Origin of the sequence: Novosphingobium resinovorum (assembly GCF_036352595.1) — a bacterium.
Classification (GTDB): Bacteria; Pseudomonadota; Alphaproteobacteria; order Sphingomonadales; family Sphingomonadaceae; genus Novosphingobium; species Novosphingobium resinovorum_B.
This window is the reverse complement of sequence record NZ_JAZFAX010000052.1, coordinates 1-19916: the sequence shown is the minus strand read 5'-3', so window position 1 is coordinate 19916 and position 19916 is coordinate 1. Positions and strand designations below refer to the sequence as shown.

General features: G+C 61.1%; 16 protein-coding genes. 12 read left to right on the top strand and 4 right to left on the bottom strand.

Translation table 11 applies throughout. From position 1 onward, the window contains the following. The 6 genes from V2S85_RS24960 to V2S85_RS24935 form a co-directional block, all read left to right on the top strand. Positions 1-229: hypothetical protein (locus V2S85_RS24960; protein ID WP_330705496.1), on the top strand; the 229-nt coding region annotated here is incomplete at its 5' end. A 1338-nt stretch (positions 230-1567) separates the two neighbouring features. Further along, a complete protein-coding gene (locus V2S85_RS24955; protein WP_330705495.1) occupies positions 1568-2035 on the top strand; it encodes a (2Fe-2S)-binding protein in 468 nt (155 codons plus the stop codon). Further along, positions 2032-4224: a xanthine dehydrogenase family protein molybdopterin-binding subunit gene (locus V2S85_RS24950; protein WP_330705498.1), complete on the top strand. Its 2193-nt coding sequence runs from the start codon at positions 2032-2034 to the stop codon at positions 4222-4224. Before V2S85_RS24955 ends, V2S85_RS24950 begins: the two co-directional genes overlap by 4 nt. A 197-nt stretch (positions 4225-4421) precedes the next feature. Next, positions 4422-5798: an aminotransferase class III-fold pyridoxal phosphate-dependent enzyme gene (locus V2S85_RS24945; RefSeq protein ID WP_330705494.1), complete on the top strand. Its 1377-nt coding sequence runs from the start codon at positions 4422-4424 to the stop codon at positions 5796-5798. After that, positions 5785-6510, top strand: a complete 726-nt coding sequence (locus V2S85_RS24940) for a haloacid dehalogenase type II (RefSeq protein WP_330705493.1) — start codon at positions 5785-5787, stop codon at positions 6508-6510. The genes V2S85_RS24945 and V2S85_RS24940 overlap by 14 nt, the downstream gene beginning before the upstream one ends. A gap of 35 nt (positions 6511-6545) precedes the next feature. Beyond that, positions 6546-7037: an Lrp/AsnC family transcriptional regulator gene (locus V2S85_RS24935; protein WP_330705492.1), complete on the top strand. Its 492-nt coding sequence runs from the start codon at positions 6546-6548 to the stop codon at positions 7035-7037. A 433-nt stretch (positions 7038-7470) separates the two neighbouring features. Here the strand turns inward: V2S85_RS24935 and V2S85_RS24930 are convergent, their stop codons facing one another. Beyond that, positions 7471-8550 (bottom strand): tartrate dehydrogenase, encoded by a 1080-nt coding sequence (locus V2S85_RS24930; RefSeq protein ID WP_330705497.1) that lies wholly within the window; start codon positions 8548-8550, stop codon positions 7471-7473. A 41-nt stretch (positions 8551-8591) separates the two neighbouring features. Next, the gene (locus tag V2S85_RS24925; RefSeq protein ID WP_330705491.1) at positions 8592-10079 is read right to left on the bottom strand and encodes an NAD-dependent succinate-semialdehyde dehydrogenase; all 1488 of its coding nucleotides are present in this window, start codon (positions 10077-10079) and stop codon (positions 8592-8594) included. A 172-nt stretch (positions 10080-10251) separates the two neighbouring features. Here V2S85_RS24925 and V2S85_RS24920 point away from each other — a divergent pair, with 172 nt between their 5' ends. After that, positions 10252-10599 carry a tRNA-binding protein gene (locus V2S85_RS24920; RefSeq protein ID WP_330705490.1) on the top strand — a complete coding sequence of 116 codons (348 nt, stop codon included), beginning with the start codon at positions 10252-10254 and terminating at the stop codon, positions 10597-10599. A gap of 92 nt (positions 10600-10691) precedes the next feature. On the opposite strand, the gene V2S85_RS24915 is transcribed toward V2S85_RS24920, so the two are convergent. Continuing rightward, positions 10692-13298, bottom strand: a complete 2607-nt coding sequence (locus V2S85_RS24915) for a TonB-dependent receptor plug domain-containing protein (RefSeq protein ID WP_330705489.1) — start codon at positions 13296-13298, stop codon at positions 10692-10694. A gap of 636 nt (positions 13299-13934) precedes the next feature. On the opposite strand from V2S85_RS24915, the gene V2S85_RS24910 reads away from it, so the two are divergent. From V2S85_RS24910 to V2S85_RS24895, 4 genes are all read left to right on the top strand, one after another. Further along, complete coding sequence (locus V2S85_RS24910; protein ID WP_330705488.1) at positions 13935-15947, top strand: NAD(P)-binding protein; 2013 nt, start codon at positions 13935-13937, stop codon at positions 15945-15947. A gap of 69 nt (positions 15948-16016) precedes the next feature. Beyond that, positions 16017-17426: an amino acid permease gene (locus V2S85_RS24905; protein WP_330705487.1), complete on the top strand. Its 1410-nt coding sequence runs from the start codon at positions 16017-16019 to the stop codon at positions 17424-17426. Positions 17427-17534: 108 nt separating this feature from the next. Then, entirely contained in the window at positions 17535-18053 is a 519-nt protein-coding gene (locus tag V2S85_RS24900; protein ID WP_330705486.1) for a hypothetical protein, read from the top strand. 2 nt (positions 18054-18055) lie between these two features. Then, on the top strand, positions 18056-18463 hold the full coding sequence (locus V2S85_RS24895; protein ID WP_330705485.1) for a c-type cytochrome: 408 nt from the start codon (positions 18056-18058) through the stop codon (positions 18461-18463). Between the two features lie 275 nt (positions 18464-18738). On the opposite strand, the gene V2S85_RS24890 is transcribed toward V2S85_RS24895, so the two are convergent. Beyond that, positions 18739-19425 carry a YafY family protein gene (locus tag V2S85_RS24890; RefSeq protein ID WP_330705484.1) on the bottom strand — a complete coding sequence of 229 codons (687 nt, stop codon included), beginning with the start codon at positions 19423-19425 and terminating at the stop codon, positions 18739-18741. Positions 19426-19548: 123 nt separating this feature from the next. Here V2S85_RS24890 and V2S85_RS24885 point away from each other — a divergent pair, with 123 nt between their 5' ends. After that, on the top strand, positions 19549-19800 hold the full coding sequence (locus tag V2S85_RS24885; protein WP_330705483.1) for a glutathione S-transferase N-terminal domain-containing protein: 252 nt from the start codon (positions 19549-19551) through the stop codon (positions 19798-19800). Positions 19801-19916: the final 116 nt, after the last annotated feature.

Sequence of the window (19916 nt, the reverse complement as noted above, 5' to 3'; positions counted from 1 at the left end):
CCGAGCATGCCCGCCATCCGACAGGCCATCATTGACCGAATATCAAGACCTCCGCCAGACCAATGCCCTCATTGCGGTGGGAGCCTATCAGTCACGCATTTCAAACTTCTGCCAAAGTAGTGCTAGGTTGGTTGCGGGGTGCGCCCCCGATTTGAACCTACAAAGCCAAGTCATTGATTTTATTGAATCGAGGAATTTCCGCCCAATAGAAATCTCAGTAAGATTCTGATTTTTATAAGATTTTTTGGGTGTTGGTTGCGAGGGTAGGATTTGAACCTGCCTCCTTAACCTCGCAAATTTGCAATGTTTTTTCTGAGCGCTCTGATTCGCCACCCCGATGGATCCACAAACCATTGTAATATTGAATTTTTTCAATTTTTGTTTGTTGCGAGTTCCGCAGAATATTCCATAAACAAAGATGCCAAGATGGCCGCTCATAAGACTCCCCGATGGGGGAATTCTCATCCGAAGCCATGGGTGCGATCAATCGGGCGCTATGCTGAAGGCACCTGGAACTGGCTGATGCGCCATGAGTGGCGGTGCTTTGCACAGAAAGAATAATTATCAATAAAAAGTCATTGAATATTTCAGAAATGAGATTTTATTTTTCAGAACCATCTATATTGCGCGGAAACTTCGAGCAATAATCCATATTTAATTCTCTCAACAAAACTTCCCGAACAATATGCCCCCCAATTGCACTTGCTATTCGGATAATGTGCTGATCTAATTCAGCAGCCAGAGCAGCTTCTGTATCATTCCAAAAATTCTGAACATCGAAAACGGCGCACTTATTAATCTGCTTTCTCCTGAATATCGGCATCACAGGCTGAGATGTCCTGAATGCCGGGGGAAGTTCCCCTACCCTCGCTCTCTTTAATATTGCCATGACAAAACGCTGGCTCTGAAATATCGATAGACGGGCCGCACCAGATACAAGCCGAAGCCTCTTCGTTGACGTCAAACAAAATCCTCCGTCAATCGCCCTTGGCTGGATGCTTGGAGAGACAGCATCGGTGCCGCACCCACAGTTGGTCGATGCAGATCGCCTGAAGCTCTACCCGTCGACCGGCGGGTTCCAGCATGACGAGATCGCAAGCATGTCCGATACCATCAACTCGCACACGCGTAGCGGGCTGCGGTGGCCGACCAAGCCGTGGAGTAGGAAGGTGGCCCCAGATCGCCACGAAAACACGCTGTTCTTCACTCTTCGGTCAACGAGCGGTTCTCGCTGGCCAATGTGCCTCGTCAGGGCGGGAATGGTGCCTACTGTCCTGAGCCGCTTCGCAACCACAAGGATCTCCTGTGGGCCTATGGTTCGCCGAAGGATGCCCAGATGATGCAGCCTTTACCGGCAGCGGCACTTACCAGCGGACGCCTTCAGGCTATTAGAAGGTGATCGCGCTCGCGGATGGTCGAGCCACAGCCTTTGTGTTCGATCAGAACACATCGCGCAAATCCGCTGCGCGCCATAGCTTCTTTCGCTTTTGCGAATTGAATCGGTCGATAATTCTGGTGTCAGCCCTCTACGGTAGATCGCTAACTCTTTCCATCGTGGGAACCTGCATTGGCGATACGTTTCACTCTCAACGGCCGACCGCGCACGGTTAACGCGGACCCTGAAAAGCCTTTGCTCTGGGTGCTGCGTGAGGATTGCCGTCTGCCGGGCACAAAGTTTGGATGCGGGGCCGGGCTTTGCGGTGCGTGTACCGTTCATCTTGACGGAGAAGCGATACGGTCATGCATCACGCCGATCGCGGATGTCGTCGATCGTTCCATCACGACTATCGAGGCGGTTGGTGAAGGGCCGGTCGGTAAGCGGATCACAGCCGCATGGCTGGATCTGGACGTCTCGCAATGCGGCTATTGCCAGGCCGGGCAGATCATGAGTGCTGTCGCTTTGCTTGAGCAGGAGCGGCAACCTGATGACGCCTCAATCGACGCGGCCATGTCCGGAAATTTGTGCCGGTGCTCGACATACTTGCGTATCCGGGCGGCAATAAAGGCGGCTGCGAACGCCGGGATTATCGGATGAACGGTCCAGCACTGACGAGACGCGGCTTAGTAATGGCTTCTCTACTGATTGGCGGTGGGGTGGCATTTGAATTTGCGATGCCTATCAAGGCGCGGGCGCAGAGTGCAGGGGACGGCACGATGCCCCTGACCGCCTTCGTGCGCGTGCTGCCGGGCAATCGCTTCGTCATCAGCGGCAAGAATGCGGAGATCGGGCAAGGCGCCAAGACAATGCTGCCGATGCTCATTGCCGAGGAACTTGACGTCGATTGGGATCAGGTGACCGTCGAGCAGACCCATGCCGACGCTACAGTGTTCGGCCCGCAAGGGGCTGGCGGAAGTCGTACTACCGGCCGCGAATGGCTGCCCAGCCGCCGCGTCGGCGCAGTGGCGCGCGCAATGCTTATCGGTGCTGCGGCTGAAATCTGGAAGGTTCCGGCGACTGGTCTGCAAACACAGAGCGGGCGGGTGACCGATCCGGCGTCAGGGCGGAGCCTAGCGTATATCGATCTGGCGGAGCGTGCCGCCGGTATGGTCGCGCCCGACCCCGCTGCGCTGCCGCTGAAGGCTCCGGCAGACTTTCGCATCATCGGCAAGCCGATCCGCAATGTCGACGCCCCGGCGATCGTCGCGGGCAAGCCGGTTTTTGGTATCGATGTGGCCTTGCCGGACATGCTCCATGCCGTGTTCGAAACGTGCCCGGTCGCAGGTGGGCGGCTGCGTTCGGTGTCACTCGACGCTGTGCGCAAGCTGCCAGGCGTCAGCCATGCCTTCGAAATCCATGGCGACAGTGTGGCGGAATCGCTGTGCGATGGCGTAGCGGTGCTCTCGCCAAGCTGGTGGAGCGCGGATCGTGCTCGCAGTCAGTTAGAAATCGAATGGGATACGAGCGCTCAGGCGGCTTTTTCTACGGAGGGCTACGCGGCGCTGGCCGAGCGGCATCTGGCCGCTACGCCGCAGGTCAAGGTGCTGAGCAAAGGCGCGCTGACGCAGGCTTTTGCCGCAGCGGCCAAAGTCGTTGAGGCGCGCTACACCTTTCCGCTACTGGCCCATGGCACGCTGGAGCCACAGAACACGACGGCCTTGTGGCGGGACGACGCGTTGGAAGTATGGTCGCCCACGCAGAATCCCGAAGCCGGGCGTGAACTGGTCGCCAAGGCGTTCGGCATTGCGCCCGATCGTATTCGCATCAACTTGACCCGTATCGGCGGCGGGTTTGGACGGCGGTTGCTTAACGACTACATGGTGCAGGCTGCGGCAATCGCAAAGCAGGTGCCGGGTACGCCGGTGAAGTTGTTGTACAATCGGCAGGATGACTTGCGCCGTGATTTTTACCGCGCGCCGGGTTGGCATAATCTGTCAGCGGCACTGGATGCGGATGGGCAGATCCTGGGGTTCCGCGACCATTACGTTACGTTTGGCAGGGACGGTACGGCTTCGCGCGCGGCAGAATTGTCCCCGCAGACGCCGCCAGCGTCGCTGCTGGAAAACGTGGAGATCGGGCTGACGCTGATCGACAGCAACCTTGGCACCGGATGGCTCCGCGCGCCCGGTTCCAACGCCTTCGGCTTCGTATTGCAGGGCTTCCTTGACGAAGTGGCCGAGGCAGCGGGCAAAGATTTACCCGCGTTGATGATCGACCTTCTAGGTAAGTCGCGCAACGTGCCTGACGACGAACGGCGTCCGCCTCTTCATACCGGCCGGGCACGAGGGGTGATCGAAAAGGTTCTGGCAATGTCTGGCTGGGCCGCCCGCGCCGCCTGGCCCGAGGGGCGGGGCAAGGGGTTTGCGTTTTACTACAGCCACGCCGGCTACTTTGCCGAAGTAGTGGAGGCCTCTGTCGCGGATGGGCAGGTGGTGGTACATAACATCTGGGTGGCGGGCGATGTCGGTAGCCAGATCGTCAACCCTCTTAACGCGCTGCATCAAGTCCAAGGTTCGGTGATAGAGGGCCTCGGCCAAGCGATCGCTGGCCAGCAGATCACCCAAGTCGGCGGTGCAGTGGAGCAGATGAACTTCGACACGCACCCTTTCCTGCGCATAGAAAGCGCGCCGCCGATCCATGTCGAGTTCGTCACCACGGACAATCCGCCTACGGGACTTGGCGAACCGGCGCTGCCACCGGTGATCCCGGCGCTGATCAACGCGCTGTATGCTGCAACAGGAAAGAGGGTGCGTAGTCTGCCGATTGATTCTGCCGTGTTCGCCTGATCCGGCGATGGTTTGAGTAGTTGGGACCAGCACGAATAGCGCGGAGAACCGCGCATTTTTGCGGAAAGCCCCAGCAAAGCAGAATCCACCGCGTCGGTATTGCAAAACAGGATAAGTCGCGGCGCTGCGCTGCACAATCAGCCATTATCGCAAACGCCTGCCCGTACAACCTGATGGTGTCTAAGCAGGAGAACGCAATGAATATGCAAGCGCTGCTGGGGCAGGATCGGGACCACTGGATTCACCCGGTGGCATCCTGGCGCGACCACGAGGAACGTGGCGCCACCATCCTGCGATCCGGCAAGGGGTGCTATCTGACCGATATCGAGGACAACGTGCTCCTCGATGGCTTTTCGGGCCTGTGGTGTGTCAACGTGGGCTACGGGCAGGACAGCGTGGTCGCTGCCGCATCGGAACAGATGGCCAAGCTGCCTTACGCGACCGGCTATTTCAGCTATGCTTCCGAACCGGCGATCGAACTGGCGGCCAAGCTGGGCGCGCGGGCGCCGGGTGACCTCAGCCATGTGTATTTTACGCTGGGCGGGTCGGATGCGGTGGACGGCGTGGTCCGCTTCATCCGGTACTACTATAACATCACTGGACAGCCGACCAAGAAGCATATGATTGCGCTGGAGCGAGGATATCACGGCTCCAGTTCGATCGGATCCGGGCTGACGGGCCTGCCAGCGTTCCATGCTGGCTTCGACGTACCTACGCCGATGCAGCACCACATCTCCTGCCCTTACGCTTATCGCAGCGATGCAGTGGACGATGCCGCGCTGATCGCTGCTTCGGTGGCCGAACTCACCGCCAAAGTGAATGAATTGGGCGCTGACAACGTCGCGGCGTTCTTCGCCGAACCGGTGGTCGGTTCGGGAGGGGTCATCGTGCCGCCCAAGGGCTGGCTGACCGCTATGCAGAACGCATGCCGCGCTCTTGGTATCCTGTTTGTGGTGGACGAAGTCATTACTGGCTTTGGCCGTACCGGCCCATTGTTCGCTTGTGAGCATGAAGGCCTGACGCCGGATTTCATGACCGTCGCCAAGGGGCTAACCGCTGGCTATGCGCCAATGGGCGCGCTGTTCATGTCCGACCGGATATATCGCGCGATGCGTGATGCCACACCTTCGGGTGTCGCTATCGGCCATGGGCAGACGTATTCGGGCCACCCGGTCAGCGCCGCCGTCGGCCTTGAGGTTCTGCGGCTCTACGAAGAAGGCGGTCTGCTTGCCAACGGGCAAGTGGCTGGTACCCATTTCGCCAAAGGCCTGGGAGGGCTGCTGGACCATCCGCTGGTGGGCGACGTCCGCTCGCAGGGCCTGCTGGCAGGCGTGGAACTGGTTACAAACAAGGCGGGGAAGACGCGGCCTGCTCCCACACTTGACCTGCCGCGCCATCTTGCGGCAATCGGTTATCGCAACGGGCTGATATTTCGCGCTTTTGGCGATGGGATCGTCGGCTTCGCGCCGCCGCTTTGCATTACCAACGACGAAGTCGACCTTCTGCTGGAACGCTTCCGCAAGAGCCTCGACGACCTGCTTAACATCAAGGAGATTCGTAATGCGGTTGGGTGACTTCAAGGCCCTTTCCTTCGATTGCTACGGCACCCTCATCGATTGGGAATCGGGGATGATCGAGGCGCTCAGCGGCCTCACCGCGCAAGTCTCGCCCGAACTGACCCGCGACGAGATCCTGCAGGCCCATGCCCGCCATGAATCCGAACAGCAGGCGCAGACGCCGGGCAAGCTGTACCGGGACGTTCTGCCGATCGTCTACAAGCGACTGGCGGAACAGTGGGGCGTCTCCGTATCCTGGGCCGAGTGCGAGGAATATGGCCGTTCGGTACGCAACTGGCCTGCATTCGTAGATTCACCCGGCGCGCTGCAGTATCTCAAGAAGTACTACAAGCTGATCATTCTTTCGAACGTCGATAACAAGACCTTCCACTACAGCAACGAGAAGCTACAGGTGGAATTCGACGCGATCTATTCAGCGGAAGATATCGGTGCTTACAAGCCTGCCGATGCCAACTTCGATTACATGAAGGCGCATCTGGCCGATCTGGGACTGGAACCGGGCGACGTCCTGCACACGGCGGAGAGCATGTTCCACGATCACTTGCCCGCGAACCGCCATGGTCTGGCCGGGTGCTGGATCTATCGCCGCCATGCCCAGGAAGGTTTCGGCGCGACGATGACGCCGGAGGAGTCGCCGAAATATGATTTCCGCTTCAACACTATGGCTGATCTGGTGAAAGCGCATCAGGAAGAATTGCGCAACGGCTGATCGGCACAACGACAAACCATGACAGGGCCCGCACGATGATTAACGCTCCCAAGCTCGACCGGATAGACATCAACATTCTGGCCGAATTGCAAAGAAGCGGGCGGATCACCAATGCGGATCTGGCGGACAGGGTGGGCCTGTCCGCCAGCCCTTGTTTGACCCGCGTGAAGCGTCTGGAGTCAGCGGGCTATATTTCCAGCTACAGCGCGATCCTGAACCTTGCCAAGATCGGCGACAGCCAGATCGTGTTCACCTCGGTCACACTGGGCGACCACCGCCGTGCAGACTTCCAAAAATTCGAACATCGCATCGCGCAGTATGACGAACTGGTGGAATGTCACCTCGTCAGCGGCGGTTTCGATTACCTGCTGAAATTCGTGGTGCGCGGTATCGCGGAATATCAGGAGATGATGGAGGAAGTCCTGGAGAGCAACATCGGCGTCTCCAAGTATTTCTCGTATATCGTCATCAAGACTGCCGTGACGCGCGGCCAGCCATCGGTGAAGCTGCACCTGCAACCGCGGTAACGGAACCGCCCTGCCGATCCAAAGGTATTTTCGGATCGGCAAGGCGGAAAGTCATTATCATCGTTGCGATCCCGCGTGCCTTTAGCATGTCTACCCGATCGGGTCTGTCACCAGTCTCTCTACCCGGCGCCGCTCATCTCGCGACAGAATTTCGGTCCAAATGTAAGAATAGCATTTGGCCCTATGGCTACAGTCCCGGATGGTGAAGATCGGTGTCTCGTAAACGGGGCGTGGTAAGCGTGTTTTGAGCCGGTAATGGCGAGCGCTTTAACCTCGAATGCCATCGGCGGCTGCCCGGACACCGCCAATGAAGGCAGTTACCACGAGGGTTTCAAAACCGCGGCCGAACACTTTCAACAAAGACAGGTCCCTGGTGAACCTTGAGGTAGCCTTGAGCTTACCCAGCTTTCGGGCTCCCGACGGCGGTCTGGTTCTACTGACCGATCCTTGCGGCGATCTCCGTACCGCAGAGCGCCATATCGGCTTTGCCGCCAAGGTCGCGGGTGCGCAGTGCTTCGTCGGCGAGCACTCCTTCGATGGCGCTGACGACGGAGGCAGCGGCGTCTTTCTCGCCCAGATGCTCCAGCATCATCGCCCCGCACCAGATTTGACCGACAGGGTTGGCCACGCCCTTTCCGGCAATGTCCGGGGCCGAACCGTGGACTGGCTCGAAAAGTGAGGGGACGGAGCGATCGGGGTTGATGTTGCCGCATGGTGCGATGCCGATGGTGCCGGTGCAGGCAGGACCAAGATCCGAAAGGATATCGCCAAACAGGTTCGATGCCACCACTACGTCGAAGCGGTCTGGGTTCATCACGAACTGCGCGGCCAAAATGTCGATGTGATACTTGTCGGTCCGGATTTCGGGATAGCTCTTCGCCATCTCTTCCACGCGGCCATCCCACCAAGGCATCGTGATGGCGATGCCGTTAGACTTGGTGGCGGAAGTCAGGTGTTTTGCCGGGCGCTGCTCGGCCAGATCAAAGGCGTATTTCAGGATGCGATCGGTGCCGAAGCGGGTCATCACCGTTTCTTGCATCACCACTTCGCGCGGCGTGCCGGGGAAGGAGATGCCGCCGATGGCGCTGTATTCGCCTTCGGTGTTCTCACGCACGATCATCATGTCGATGTCGCCCGGCTTGCGTCCGGCCAAGGGGCAAGGCACGCCCGGCATCAGGCGCACCGGTCGCAGATTGACGAACTGGTCGTACTCGCGGCGGAACTGGATCAGCGATCCCCACAAGGATATGTGATCGGGCACCGTATCGGGCCAGCCCACCGCTCCGAAGTAGATCGCATCGACATCGCCGATGCGCTCTTTCCAGTCGTCGGGCATCATCTGGCCGTGCTGCGCATAGTAATCGCAGCAGGCGAAATCGTGCCATTCCTGCTCGATGGAAAAGCCGAAGGCCTTCCCGGCGGCCTCAAGGGCGCGAATGCCTTCGGGCACCACTTCCTTGCCGATGCCGTCACCGGGGATCACGGCGATGCGATAATTTCGTACGGTCACGATCTGGTCCTTGTTTTCAGGCGTTTGTCTTCAGGCGCTGGTCTTCAGAGGCCGGTCTTTAACCCGGCCCAGTGGAAGGCCTTCGTTTCCAGAAATTCCTCCAGCCCCTCGGCGCCGCCTTCGCGGCCAAGGCCGGATTGCTTCATACCGCCGAAGGGGGCGCATTCCATGGCCATCGCCCCGGTATTCAGGCCGACAAGGCCGAATTCCAACGCCTCGCTGACGCGCCATGCCCTGTCCATGTCCTGCGTGTAGAAGTACGAGGCAAGGCCGTAAGGCGTGGCATTGGCCAGCGCGATGGCGTCTTCCTCAGTCTCGAACCGGATGACCGGCGCCACTGGGCCGAAGGTTTCCTCCTCGCACAGACGCATCGCCGGGGTTACGCCGGTAAGCACCACCGGAGCGGCAAAACCTTCGGGCGCGGCAGCTTCTGCGGCAATGCTTGCTCCGTTGGCGAGCGCATCGGCGACATGGTCGGCCACCTTCCGGCGCGCGGCGTCATTGATCAGCGGGCCGATGGTGATGCCCTCCTGCGTCCCGGCGCCCACGTTCAGCGCGCGCACCGCCGCGCCAAAGCGCTCGACGAAGGCGTCATGAATGCCCGACTGGACGAGAAAGCGATTGGCGCACACACAAGTCTGCCCGGCGTTGCGGAACTTGCTGGCCATGGCCCCTTCGACCGCGCGCTCGACGTCGGCATCGTCGAACACCAGGAATGGCGCGTTTCCGCCCAGCTCCATGCCCAGCTTCTTCACGGTGCCCGCACATTGCTGGATCAGCATCGCGCCGACGCGGGTGGAGCCGGTGAACGTCAGCATCCGCACCGCCGGGTTGCCGGTCAGTTCCGGCCCGATTGCGGCGGGCAGGCCGGTGACGACGCTCAGCAGGCCAGCGGGCATACCGGCCCGCTGGCCCAGCACGGCAAGGGCCAGCGCGGTGAACGGCGTCATTTCCGAAGGCTTCACTACCATGGCGCATCCTGCTGCCAGCGCCGGGGCCGCCTTGCGCGTGATCATTGCGGCAGGGAAATTCCAGGGCGTGATGGCGGCGCATACGCCGACCGGCTCCTTGCGGATCAGAATGCGGCGGTCGGCAAAGGGAGAGGCGATTTCCTGCCCGTGAACGCGCAGGCCCTCGGCGGCGTACCACTTCACGAACGTTGCGGCATACGCGATCTCGCCAGCGGCCTCGGCCAGCGGCTTGCCCTGTTCCGCGGTCATGATGCGGGCCAGATCGGTCTGGTTTGCCATGATCAGGCGGTGCCATTCCTCGATCACCGCGCAACGTCGCGGGACGGGCAGGCGCCGCCATGCGCGCTGTGCCGTCTCGGCGGCGGAGATGGCGCGGCGGGTTTCGTCGGCGCTGCAAGCAGGCACGGTGCCGATGACCGCCCCCGTTGCAGGATCGGTGACGGAGACGGTCGCGCCATGGTCGGCTGCGATCCAGTCCCCCGCCACGAAAGCGCGTTCGATGAACAGCGTGGGGTCGTCCAGCAGCAGCGGTGCGGCGTAAGTCAGGGTCTGGGTGGTCATCTCGGCTCCCGGTTTGCCAGCGTGTAGCGAAATTAGGTCGGCCGCTTGGACGAAGACAGGGCCGAACGGGCAGGAGGTGCAGTAGAAGCCACCGAATTGCCGCGCAGGATCGGCAGATCGTCTTCCACGCATCGCGCTATCATTGCGGCGCAAGACAGATACGGAGCATTGCATGATGGCGCAGGCCAAGGACATCACCGATTTCGATACATTCGCCGCGCTGGATATTCGCGTCGGCACGGTGGTGGAGGTGCAGGAATTCCCGCGCGCCCGAAACCCGTCCTACAAGGTGGCCGTCGATCTTGGCGCGTTGGGTGTGCGCTGGTCCAGCGCCCAGGTGACGAATTACACGCCGGAAGACCTGCTGGGCACGCAAGTATGCTGCGTGGTCAACTTCGCCCCGCGCAACATCGCCGGGTTCCGCTCCGAAGTGCTGATCCTGGGCGCTCCGGGAGAGGGCTGCAAAGTCATCGTCGTGACCCCGCGCAGCACGGTGGAGAACGGGGCGGCTTTGTTCTGAAAAGCGAAAAAAGGCCCGGAACGCTGGTGCTTTCCGGGCCAAGTAGGAGGGTTTCCGCGTAGAGAATGTTCACTGGCGCGGTTGCCCCGCCGTCAGAAGTTGAAGTTGATGCGCGCGTAGTAGTACCCGCCCTGCCAGGGCACGGCGCCGTCGACGTAAGTACGCCCGTTGGTATCGTCGATGCGGTTCACGTCGGGGTAGTTGTCGAAGATGTCTCGCGCGCCCAGCGTCACGCTGAACTTGTCGGTCAACGGCACGGAGACTTCAGCGTCGAACAGGGTTTCCATGCCATACCTCTGGATTGCCCGGCTGGCGTTCACCGTCTGACGCGACCAGGGGCCAAAGAAGTTGGCGCGCAGCATGACCGATACCGGGCCGATCTGCTGGTTGACCGTGGCATTGGCGCGCCAGCGGGGATCGTTATGCTCGAAGTTGTAGAGCGTCACTGCATCGAAGCTGACAGTGGACACCAGCACCCGGTCCACTTCGTAGGAGTTGGTGTTGAACGCCGCTGTCAGGTTGGTGGACCCGATATCGAACCAGTTGCCGCGATAGGATGCAACGACGTCCAGCCCCTGCGTCGTGGAGTCGATCGCATTCTGATAGAACTGGATGCGATCGATGGATTCCGCCCCGACGATCCCGGCTGCGATCATCGACTGCCTGATCGGATTGGTCACCACGATCTGCGAGCTGGTGTAAAGCTGATCGTACAGCTTGATGCGATAGGCATCGACCGTCAGCGTAAGGTTGGGTGCCGGGGTCAGGGTGATGCCCAGCGAATAGTTGCGCGACCGTTCGGGCCGTAGCGGATTGGCGCCCAGGAACTGCGCCACCGGGTTCGATGTGGGATAGAGGCCGACGTTCAACTGGACGCCGCCCACCGTCTGGATCGAAGTCTGCGTCATGTTCATCTGGCCAGCGGTCGGCGCACGAAAGCCGGTGCCGATGGAGCCGCGCAGGCCCAGCCAGTCCGTCAGGTTGTAGCGGGTGGCCGCTTTCCAGACCAGCTTGCTGCTGAACATATTGTACTTTTCGAACCGGGTGGCCAGATCGAGGAACCAGCGGTCAGTGATGTCGCTGGTGACTTCGCCGTAAAGCGACTTGTTGTTCGTCGCCAACTTGCCGGCCACTGCGGGCGAGATGCCGGTGATGCCGTTCGATCCCGGCTGCAGCACGTTATAGACCGGATCGCTGGCGCTGTTGCAGTTGATGCCCTGACCGGTCGGTGCATTCGGGGTCAGCGTGCGGGCGGCCAGGCTGGTTTCATTGGTGCAGAAGTTAAATGGGTCCGATGTGGCCCATGTGCCTGCGAGGTAGGACCCTTCCTCACCTGCGACGATCTCGAAGCTCTCGCGGCGATATTCCGCGCCGAAGTTGAATACCAGCGGTCCATGCGTGAAGCTGGTCGGCAGAGTATAGACGAAGTCCGCGTTGAACGAGAGTTCGTCCGAGATGTAGCTGCTGGCTTCGAAAGTGGTCGGCGAAGCCGGACCCATCGACGGGTTGACGGTGCCGTCGATGGAATAGGCGATCTTGCCGCGACCGTAGCGCGCGCTGAGGTCCGACGTCAGCGATTGTTCGCCGCCAAGGTCGAACTCGGTTTTCCAGCCGCCCGCCGCGCTCCAGTCGGTTACGACGCCGGAGAAGGTCGGCGCCATGCCCAGCGGGTAATCGTCGCGGAACCGGTAGATCGAACCGTTCTCCAACCGGATCGGATTGTCCAGCACGGCCTGACGGGCGCCCGGCACGCGATAGGTAGCCACGGCGGTGCCCTTGGACTTCGAGAAGTTGCCGAAGGCATAGAGCGAGGAGTTGTCCGTCAGGTCGTAACCCGAATTGACGAAGAAGCGCGCGGCCTTTTCCATCGGCTTGCCGCGCCGTTCAAGCGGCTGGGACAAATCCAGCCCGGCAGCATCGACGGCGGCGGCAAAGACAGGATCGGTGTTGTAGGCGACGAACGGATCCCACGCCGTCGACGTGAAAGTGCGGGCGCGGACCGTCGGATCATCGTGATTGAGCTGGGCCGACAGATTGATGAAGCCGCGATCGGTCACTTTGAAGCCGATGTTGCCTGCAACCTGGATGCTCTTGCCGTCGCCTTCGTAGAACTGGCCGCCCTGAACCATCAACGAGCCGCCGTGGTCGGCATCCTTGAGTTGGTAGTTGATGACCCCGGCGATGGCGTCCGAACCGTATTGGGCGGCGGCGCCATCACGCAGGACTTCGATGGATTTCAGCGCGATCGCGGGGATCACGGCAGAATCTGCGGATTGCGAGGCATAGCCACTGACCTGCACGCTGCCAGACTTGTGGCGGCGGTGGCCATCGACCAGCAGCAATGTTGCATGAGCGGGTAATCCGCGCAAGCGCGGTGCACGCACGAAGCTGTCCGAGGTGGTATTGGCCGAACGGCTCACCGAATAGGACGGGATCATGGTCTGCAGGATCTCGACGGTGTCGGTCTGCGCGCTGCGCTTGATCGTCTCTTCGGTGAAGACGTCCACCGGAACGGCGGAATCGGTGACGGTACGTGTGCCGCCGCGCAAACCGCTGACGACGATGGCTTCCGCGTCGGGCGTTGCGGCGGCGGCGGCGTCGGTCGCGATGGTCGTTTCCTGCGCGATGGCCGGTGCCGCGACCATCAGAGCGACGATGGAACTGGCAGTCAGTCCCGAAAGCTGTGTGAACTTCCTCATGGTTATCAATCCCCCTTGAACGCGGAAAATCCCCTCCGTCCCGGGTCGGCCCCTCGATGTTTCGTATTGCCGTTTGTTGTGTTCTGGCCTGGTCGTTTGCGAGAGCTGCCGACAGGAATGATCGTCTGATGACGCCGCCCTCAAGTGTTGCCGTTTTCTTGCAACGCTCCGGCATTTCCTGCCATTTCGAATGGCATTTCTGTGGCGATGTTGCGCCGCCGCAAAGCCCATTGAATTCCAGCGGCAGAGACATGCGGAAGTCGGATCGCAGGAGGTCGAACCGGCGAACCCAGATAAATCTATGAGAGTGAATCTCTTGTAGAAAAATGAATCCCGCCCGCGTGCAGGTGCCCGCGCAAGGCGCAGTGGCTTGTCGATCCATTCTGCCGTCTGCGTCCAATTTCGGCAGAATATTCTACCGCAATGCCGAAATTCGGCAACATGGGGAAATTCCCGCTGATAGCCTCGTCACGTCAAGGGAGCGGGGACAAGTCGGTCGCAGCAAGGGCGTCGGGAGGGATGGGCCGCAAAGCGGGCATCCGGTACAGGACCAGACCCGACCCTGTGTGACACGCTTTCCCTGCTTGCGACGGACCGGGCCGGCACCTGCCGGACGAGCGAAAGGGCGTGAGGCACATGAGGGATCAGGACATTCGCGGCGAAGATCGGGATCTGGGCATGAACCGCCCGATCGACCGGCGGGACTTCATTCAGGGTGTGGCGGCGACCGCAGGCGGCGCGATGCTGATGCAGGGCGCGCCCGCTTTCGCCAAGGCGGCGGGCAGCGTACCGCGCGGCGTCAATGTCGACGGGGCGATCTCTGCGGCGAACTATCCGCCGATGCGCACCGGTATGCGTGGCCACCACCCCGGATCGTTCGAGGGCGCTCACGCCCTGCGCGACGGTGAGCGCTTCGCCGCAGCCGAGGACACCGGTGAGATGTACGATCTGGTCGTGGTCGGCGGCGGTCTCAGCGGTTTGTCGGCGGCGTGGTATTTTCGCGACCGCTTCGGCACTTCGGCGAAGATCCTGATCCTCGACAATCATGACGACTTCGGCGGTCATGCCAAGCGCAACGAATTCGTTGCCAACGGCAAGCTGCTGATCGCCAATGGAGGATCGTCCTACATGGTCGCCCCTTCGCACTGGACGAAGGATTCGATTGATCTTGTCCGAAAGCTGGGCATCGACAAAGGCGATCCCAGCGACCGGAGCGATGGCCAGCTTTATCGCAGCATGGGCCTGCAGCAGGCAACGTTCTTCCGCAAGGATGTTTACGGCAAGGACATGCTGGTGCGGGGCGGCAACGCGCTGAACTTCGACGATGCCTGGCTGGCGGCAGCGCCGTTCCCGGCGAAAGTAAAGGAAGACCTCAAGCACTTCGTCAAAGGCAAGGTCGACTATATGGCCGGTATGACGAACGAGCAGAAAGTTACCGCGCTGCGCTCCATGAGCTACCGGGACTACATGCTCAACGTCGCCAAGGTTCATCCGGACGTGGTGCCCCTGATGGAAGGCATCTGGTGCATCGGATCGGATATGGGTTCGGCCTGGTTCGCCTTCTTCCGCATGCGGCCCGGCTTCGATGGACTTGGACTGGAGCGACCGGCCCTGTCTCCCGAAGGTGCGGAGCATCGTCAAGACGATTACACGCTGCCTGCCGGTAACAGCGATATCGCCCGTCTGCTGGTGCGCTCGCTGATCCCCGATGCACTGCCGCCGGGTACGTTCGCCGAAGTCGAGACAAAGCGCGTCGATTACTCCACGCTGGACCGTCCCGCACAGCCGGTCCGCATTCGCCTGAGCAGCATCGTCGTGTCGGTGAAGCATCAGGGCAGTGAAGGCAGGCTGTTCGATCCGGACAACAGCGAATGCACGATCAGCTACATGAACGGCGGCAAGCTGAAGCGCGTCACTGGCAAGAACGTGGTGATGGCGGGGATGAACAATGTCATTCCCTACATCATCCCGGAATTGCCGGAGGAGCAGAAGGCCGCGCTGCATTCCGCCGTGCGTGCGGTCAATCAGGCAACGAACGTGCTGTTCCGCAACTGGGAAAGTTTCGCCAGCCTGAAGCTGTCCAACGTCTCGTTCCCCAGCACGTTCTATGGCCGCATGGGCATAGCGTCCCAGCGGTATCTGGGCGAACTGGTGCCGCCGCGTTCACCGTCGGAGCCAATGGTCGTGGCGTTCAACACCGGGTCAAACTCGGGCGTGTGCTCCAACAGCACGATGCTGTCCGAGCTGCTGGGCGGATCGCCTCCGGAACCGGGCACGTATGGCGACGACCAGTTTCGCATGGCTCGCGCAGGGCTGCTGGAAACCCCGTTCGAACATTTTGAGCGCGCGGTGCGTACGCAGGCGGCTGCGGCGCTTTCCGGCTCCGGTTTCGATCCGGCACGCGATATTCTGGCGATCACTGTCAATCGCTGGGCGCACGGTTTCACCACCGGCCGCAACACGCTGTTCGAACAGGATCGCACGTTGACAGTCTCGCCCACGGTGGCGGCGAAGCAGCCGTTCGGTCGCATCACCATCGCCAATGCCGACGCCGGCGGCGTCTCCACGGCAGGCACCGCGATCGACGAGGCGTTCCGTGCCGTGCGCGAATTGGAACAGCGCCAGTTGGGCTTCTACGAAGTCATCTGACATAAGGGTGCGGCAGGCGGGCCGGGTCGCGGCGACGCCTGCTGCACGATACACTTCAGGGAGCTTGCCATGCGGCACTGGAACCGGCGCAAGCCGATCGAACTCGACGCGCTGGGGGCAGAGCACCGCCTTGTCCCCACGCTGAGCTGGTGGCATCTGACCGCGCTGGGCGTGGGCGCGATCGTCGGCACCGGAATCTACACGCTGGTCGGCGTCGGCGCGAACCTTGCCGGGCCTTCGGTGATCCTGTCCTTCGCGGTCGCTGGACTGGTCTGTGCCTGCGCAGCGCTGTGTTATGCCGAAGTGGCGACGGCGATCCCGGCGTCCGGTTCGGCTTATACGTACTCCTACGTCGTGATCGGCGAACTGATCGCCTGGATCATCGGCTGGAGCCTGATCCTGGAATATTCGCTGGTGGTCAGCGCTGTGGCGGTGGGCTGGTCCGGTTATGTCAACGGGTTCCTGTCCGGCTTCGGGCTTCATCTGCCGGTGGCCTTTGCCGTCGGACCGCATGCTGGCGGCGTGATCAACCTGCCCGCCGTCTTCATAGTTTTCGTGGTTGCAGGGATGCTGGCACTGGGCACGCGCGAAAGTGCCACGGTCAATGCGATCCTGGTGGTCGTCAAGATCGTCGCACTGGCGCTGTTCGTGGCGGTGGCGCTGCCGCACTTCGACCTTGCGCGGTTTCACCCCTTCACGCCTTACGGGTTCATCGCCCATGACGTCGACGGCACCCAGCGCGGCGTCATGGCGGCGGCGGCGATCATATTCTTCGCCTTCTACGGCTTCGATGCGATTTCCACTGCGGCTGAAGAAACGAAGAAGCCGGAGCGTGATCTGCCCATCGGCATTGTCGGGTCCATGGCGATCTGCACCCTGATCTACGTGGGCGTGGCAGCAGCGGCGGTGGGTTCCATGTCCTACCTCGACTATGCCAACAGCGCAGAGCCGCTGGCGCTGATCCTGCGGCGCCTGGGGCAGGACGGCGTTGCCGTGGTGATCGGCGCGGCGGCGGTCGTGGCCCTGCCAACGGTCATTCTGGCGTTCCTGTTCGGTCAGAGCCGCATCTTCTTCGTCATGGCCCGCGACGGCCTGCTGCCGCGCTCACTTGCCAAAGTCAGCGCGCGCAGCGGCACCCCGGTTCGCATCACGATGGCGACGGCGGTGCTCGTTGCGATTCTGGCGGGGCTGGTCCCACTCGACGCGATCGCGGCCCTCGCCAACGCAGGCACGCTGGCCGCATTCATTGCGGTCGCCGCTTGCATGCTGTTGATGCGCCGCCGCGATCCGAACGCGAACCGTCGTTTTTCCACCCCGTTGCCGTGGGTGGTCGGACCGCTGGCGATCCTTGGCTGCCTCTATCTGTTCTGGAGTCTGCCGACACAGACGCGGCTTTTCTTCCTCGGTTGGAACGTGCTGGGCTTCATCGTTTACGCAGTCCTGTCGCGCAAGTCGGCGGAAACGTCACCGTCTGCCTGACCAATAGCGGTGCGTGATCCTGCGAGGGAGCGTCAAATCAGTAGAACATGCGCTGCGGCTCGTGTCACGTTCCTCTCACTCAACATCCATCAAGCCTGGAAGGTCGCCATGACGCGCATCGCTGCTTACGCTCTTGCCCTGACATTGGGAGCCACCACCGCTTCCGCACTCCCACAGATGGCTATAGCCGCCGAAGGACTTCCCGAGCGTGACCCGCGTGAGATCGCGCCGGATGCATTGATTGGTTACTGGAAGGCAGACCTTGCCGCTTCGACTTACCCTGGCGCCAAGCCCACCGCCGCCTATCGCAGCTTTGCCTATACCGAGGGCGGCAGGGTGTTGGTGTCCTTCGTCTCGCGCTCTGCGGACGGCAAGACGACCTTCGGCCACTGGGCCGCGCAAACCGATGGTACGCCCTCGATCGAGTATCACAGCAGCGGCGGGTCGCTGCCTTGGAATGTCGTGTCGTGGAGGCCCGATGCACAGGGGCGTCTGGCGCTGACCGTATCGCGGCAGGGCAAGCCGACGATCGAGGCGACCTACCAATTATCGGCGGACGGCAAGACGCTTACCTACAGTTATGCCAAGACGGTGGTTGTCTATCACCGCTGGGCTATGGAGGGCTGATCGTGAAGGCAAAGCTCAAATTCCCTATCCGTTTGGCGCTTTTCGGCTTGCCCCTTGCGGCGATTGTTGCGGCCGGCTTTCTTAGTAGTGCCGTCGCAGCGGACCAGCCTTTGGTGGCGAAGGGCAAGACCGCTTTCGCCGCCTGTGCGGCCTGCCACGGCACTGCGCCCGGCGTGAAGAAGGTGGGGCCGACGCTGTTCGGGATCGTAGGTCGCAAGGCAGGCACGGCGCCGGGTCTCAAGGCATCGCCTGCGCTGGCGAATTCCGGCAAGGTCTGGACCCCGGATCAGCTGGATGCCTTCATCACCGCTCCGCGCAAGGCGGTGCCCGGTAACCGTATGCCTTATCCCGGCATGGCCAACCCGGAACAGCGGAAAGCTTTGATCGCGTATTTGGCTACACTTCGGTAAGCGCAAACTGTGATATCTCGGTGTGTGATTTTTCGCTGGGCGGCTATATTGAAAAGCCGAAAATTTAGTCATCAGTGTCAACACCAACTGGTATGGCAGCCGGATGACGAACCGGTTGAAAGACAGCATTACTCCAAAGTTGAGTGGGGAGGGAGAGAGGCCGCCAGGAACGTAGACCGGCAGCATTGGAGAAGTTCGATTAGGGTGCTGAACGGCGGGAATGGGTTGACGGCAGAATGATGCCTGCGCGTCGCGAGTGACGCCATTCGGAAGGCTTAACTTTCACCCTCGAGATTTCGCCTCTTCTCCATATCCCGTTTCCAACGCTGGCGGAGCGTTCCCGGCCGACTGTCGTAGAATTCATCGACAAATCTGGCCGCCACTATTCGATCAGCGCGAAAGTGACGGAAATCCTGACGCAGCTCGCACCAAGCTGCGAGCATGCGGGTGTCGTCAAGAAAGCCCAAGATGATTGGCCAGATCATGCGCACGGTGTTGGCGCCGTGCTGGTCGAGGTAGTCGATCTCGATCTTGCGGCCGTCCCTGATCCATAAGCGGGTTTGCGCCAGATCGATGCGGTCCGATGCCGGGGCTGTAATGGGCCGTGTTCCGATCGCGGGATGGGCGATGATCGGGCGGAGCCGTTCGGGCACGACGCTGGTGATTTTGGCGATCAGATCGCGCGCTGCGTTCGCCAGCGCGGGATCGCCGCGCCCGGCGACCCACTGTGCGCCCAGCACTGCGGCCTCGATTTCGTCCGGCGTCAGCATAAGCGGCGGCATGTCAAAGGCGTCGTCCAGAATGTAGCCGAAACCGGCCTCACCTCGCACCGGCACGCGCTGCGCGATCAGATCCGCGATGTCGCGGTAGACCGTGCGCTGTGAAACCTCCAGTTCCTGGGCGATCTCGCCCGACGTTACCGGCTGGGTAGAGCGGCGCAATATCTGGATGATCTGGAACAATCTGTCTGCTCTGCGCACGGGGTCGGCCTCCTGCTGACAGAATGCTGTCAGCAGGGCTGCCGTACAAGTGGAAATGCCTTGATGCGCTGGTCGTCGGGGCGAATGCTCGTTGAGGAGATATCCATGATTACCCTATTCCACGCTCCGCAATCGCGGTCTTCCCGGATCATCTGGCTGCTGGAGGAATTGGGGACCGCCTACGAGATCCGGCCGGTCTCAATCTTCCGGCCCATGACCGGTGAAGGGCAGCCCGATCCAGCGAACCCACATCCCGACAAGCGCGTGCCCGCGATCCTTCATGACGGCGCGCTGATCACGGAATCCGTGGCGATAGCGCTCTACCTGGCCGACGCGTTTGAACAGGGTAAGCGGTAAAAATCCTCCACGTTGCGGTTGAACCGCCGCGGCAGGTTTGGCGATGTAATTTTGGTAATCAAGCAGCGGTGACGATGTTGCTTATTTCGAACATGGTTTGCCCGGCGTTTATATTG

What these genes read in the sequence shown, in the direction of transcription:
- V2S85_RS24950 (WP_330705498.1), top strand. Translation starts at nt 2,032, where the DNA reads ATGAACGGTCCAGCACTGACGAGACGCGGCTTAGTAATGGCTTCTCTA.
- V2S85_RS24945 (WP_330705494.1), top strand. Translation starts at nt 4,422, where the DNA reads ATGAATATGCAAGCGCTGCTGGGGCAGGATCGGGACCACTGGATTCAC.
- V2S85_RS24940 (WP_330705493.1), top strand. Translation starts at nt 5,785, where the DNA reads ATGCGGTTGGGTGACTTCAAGGCCCTTTCCTTCGATTGCTACGGCACC.
- V2S85_RS24935 (WP_330705492.1), top strand. Translation starts at nt 6,546, where the DNA reads ATGATTAACGCTCCCAAGCTCGACCGGATAGACATCAACATTCTGGCC.
- V2S85_RS24925 (WP_330705491.1), bottom strand. Translation starts at nt 10,079, where the DNA reads ATGACCACCCAGACCCTGACTTACGCCGCACCGCTGCTGCTGGACGAC.
- V2S85_RS24920 (WP_330705490.1), top strand. Translation starts at nt 10,252, where the DNA reads ATGATGGCGCAGGCCAAGGACATCACCGATTTCGATACATTCGCCGCG.
- V2S85_RS24915 (WP_330705489.1), bottom strand. Translation starts at nt 13,298, where the DNA reads ATGAGGAAGTTCACACAGCTTTCGGGACTGACTGCCAGTTCCATCGTC.
- V2S85_RS24910 (WP_330705488.1), top strand. Translation starts at nt 13,935, where the DNA reads ATGAGGGATCAGGACATTCGCGGCGAAGATCGGGATCTGGGCATGAAC.
- V2S85_RS24905 (WP_330705487.1), top strand. Translation starts at nt 16,017, where the DNA reads ATGCGGCACTGGAACCGGCGCAAGCCGATCGAACTCGACGCGCTGGGG.
- V2S85_RS24900 (WP_330705486.1), top strand. Translation starts at nt 17,535, where the DNA reads ATGACGCGCATCGCTGCTTACGCTCTTGCCCTGACATTGGGAGCCACC.
- V2S85_RS24885 (WP_330705483.1), top strand. Translation starts at nt 19,549, where the DNA reads ATGATTACCCTATTCCACGCTCCGCAATCGCGGTCTTCCCGGATCATC.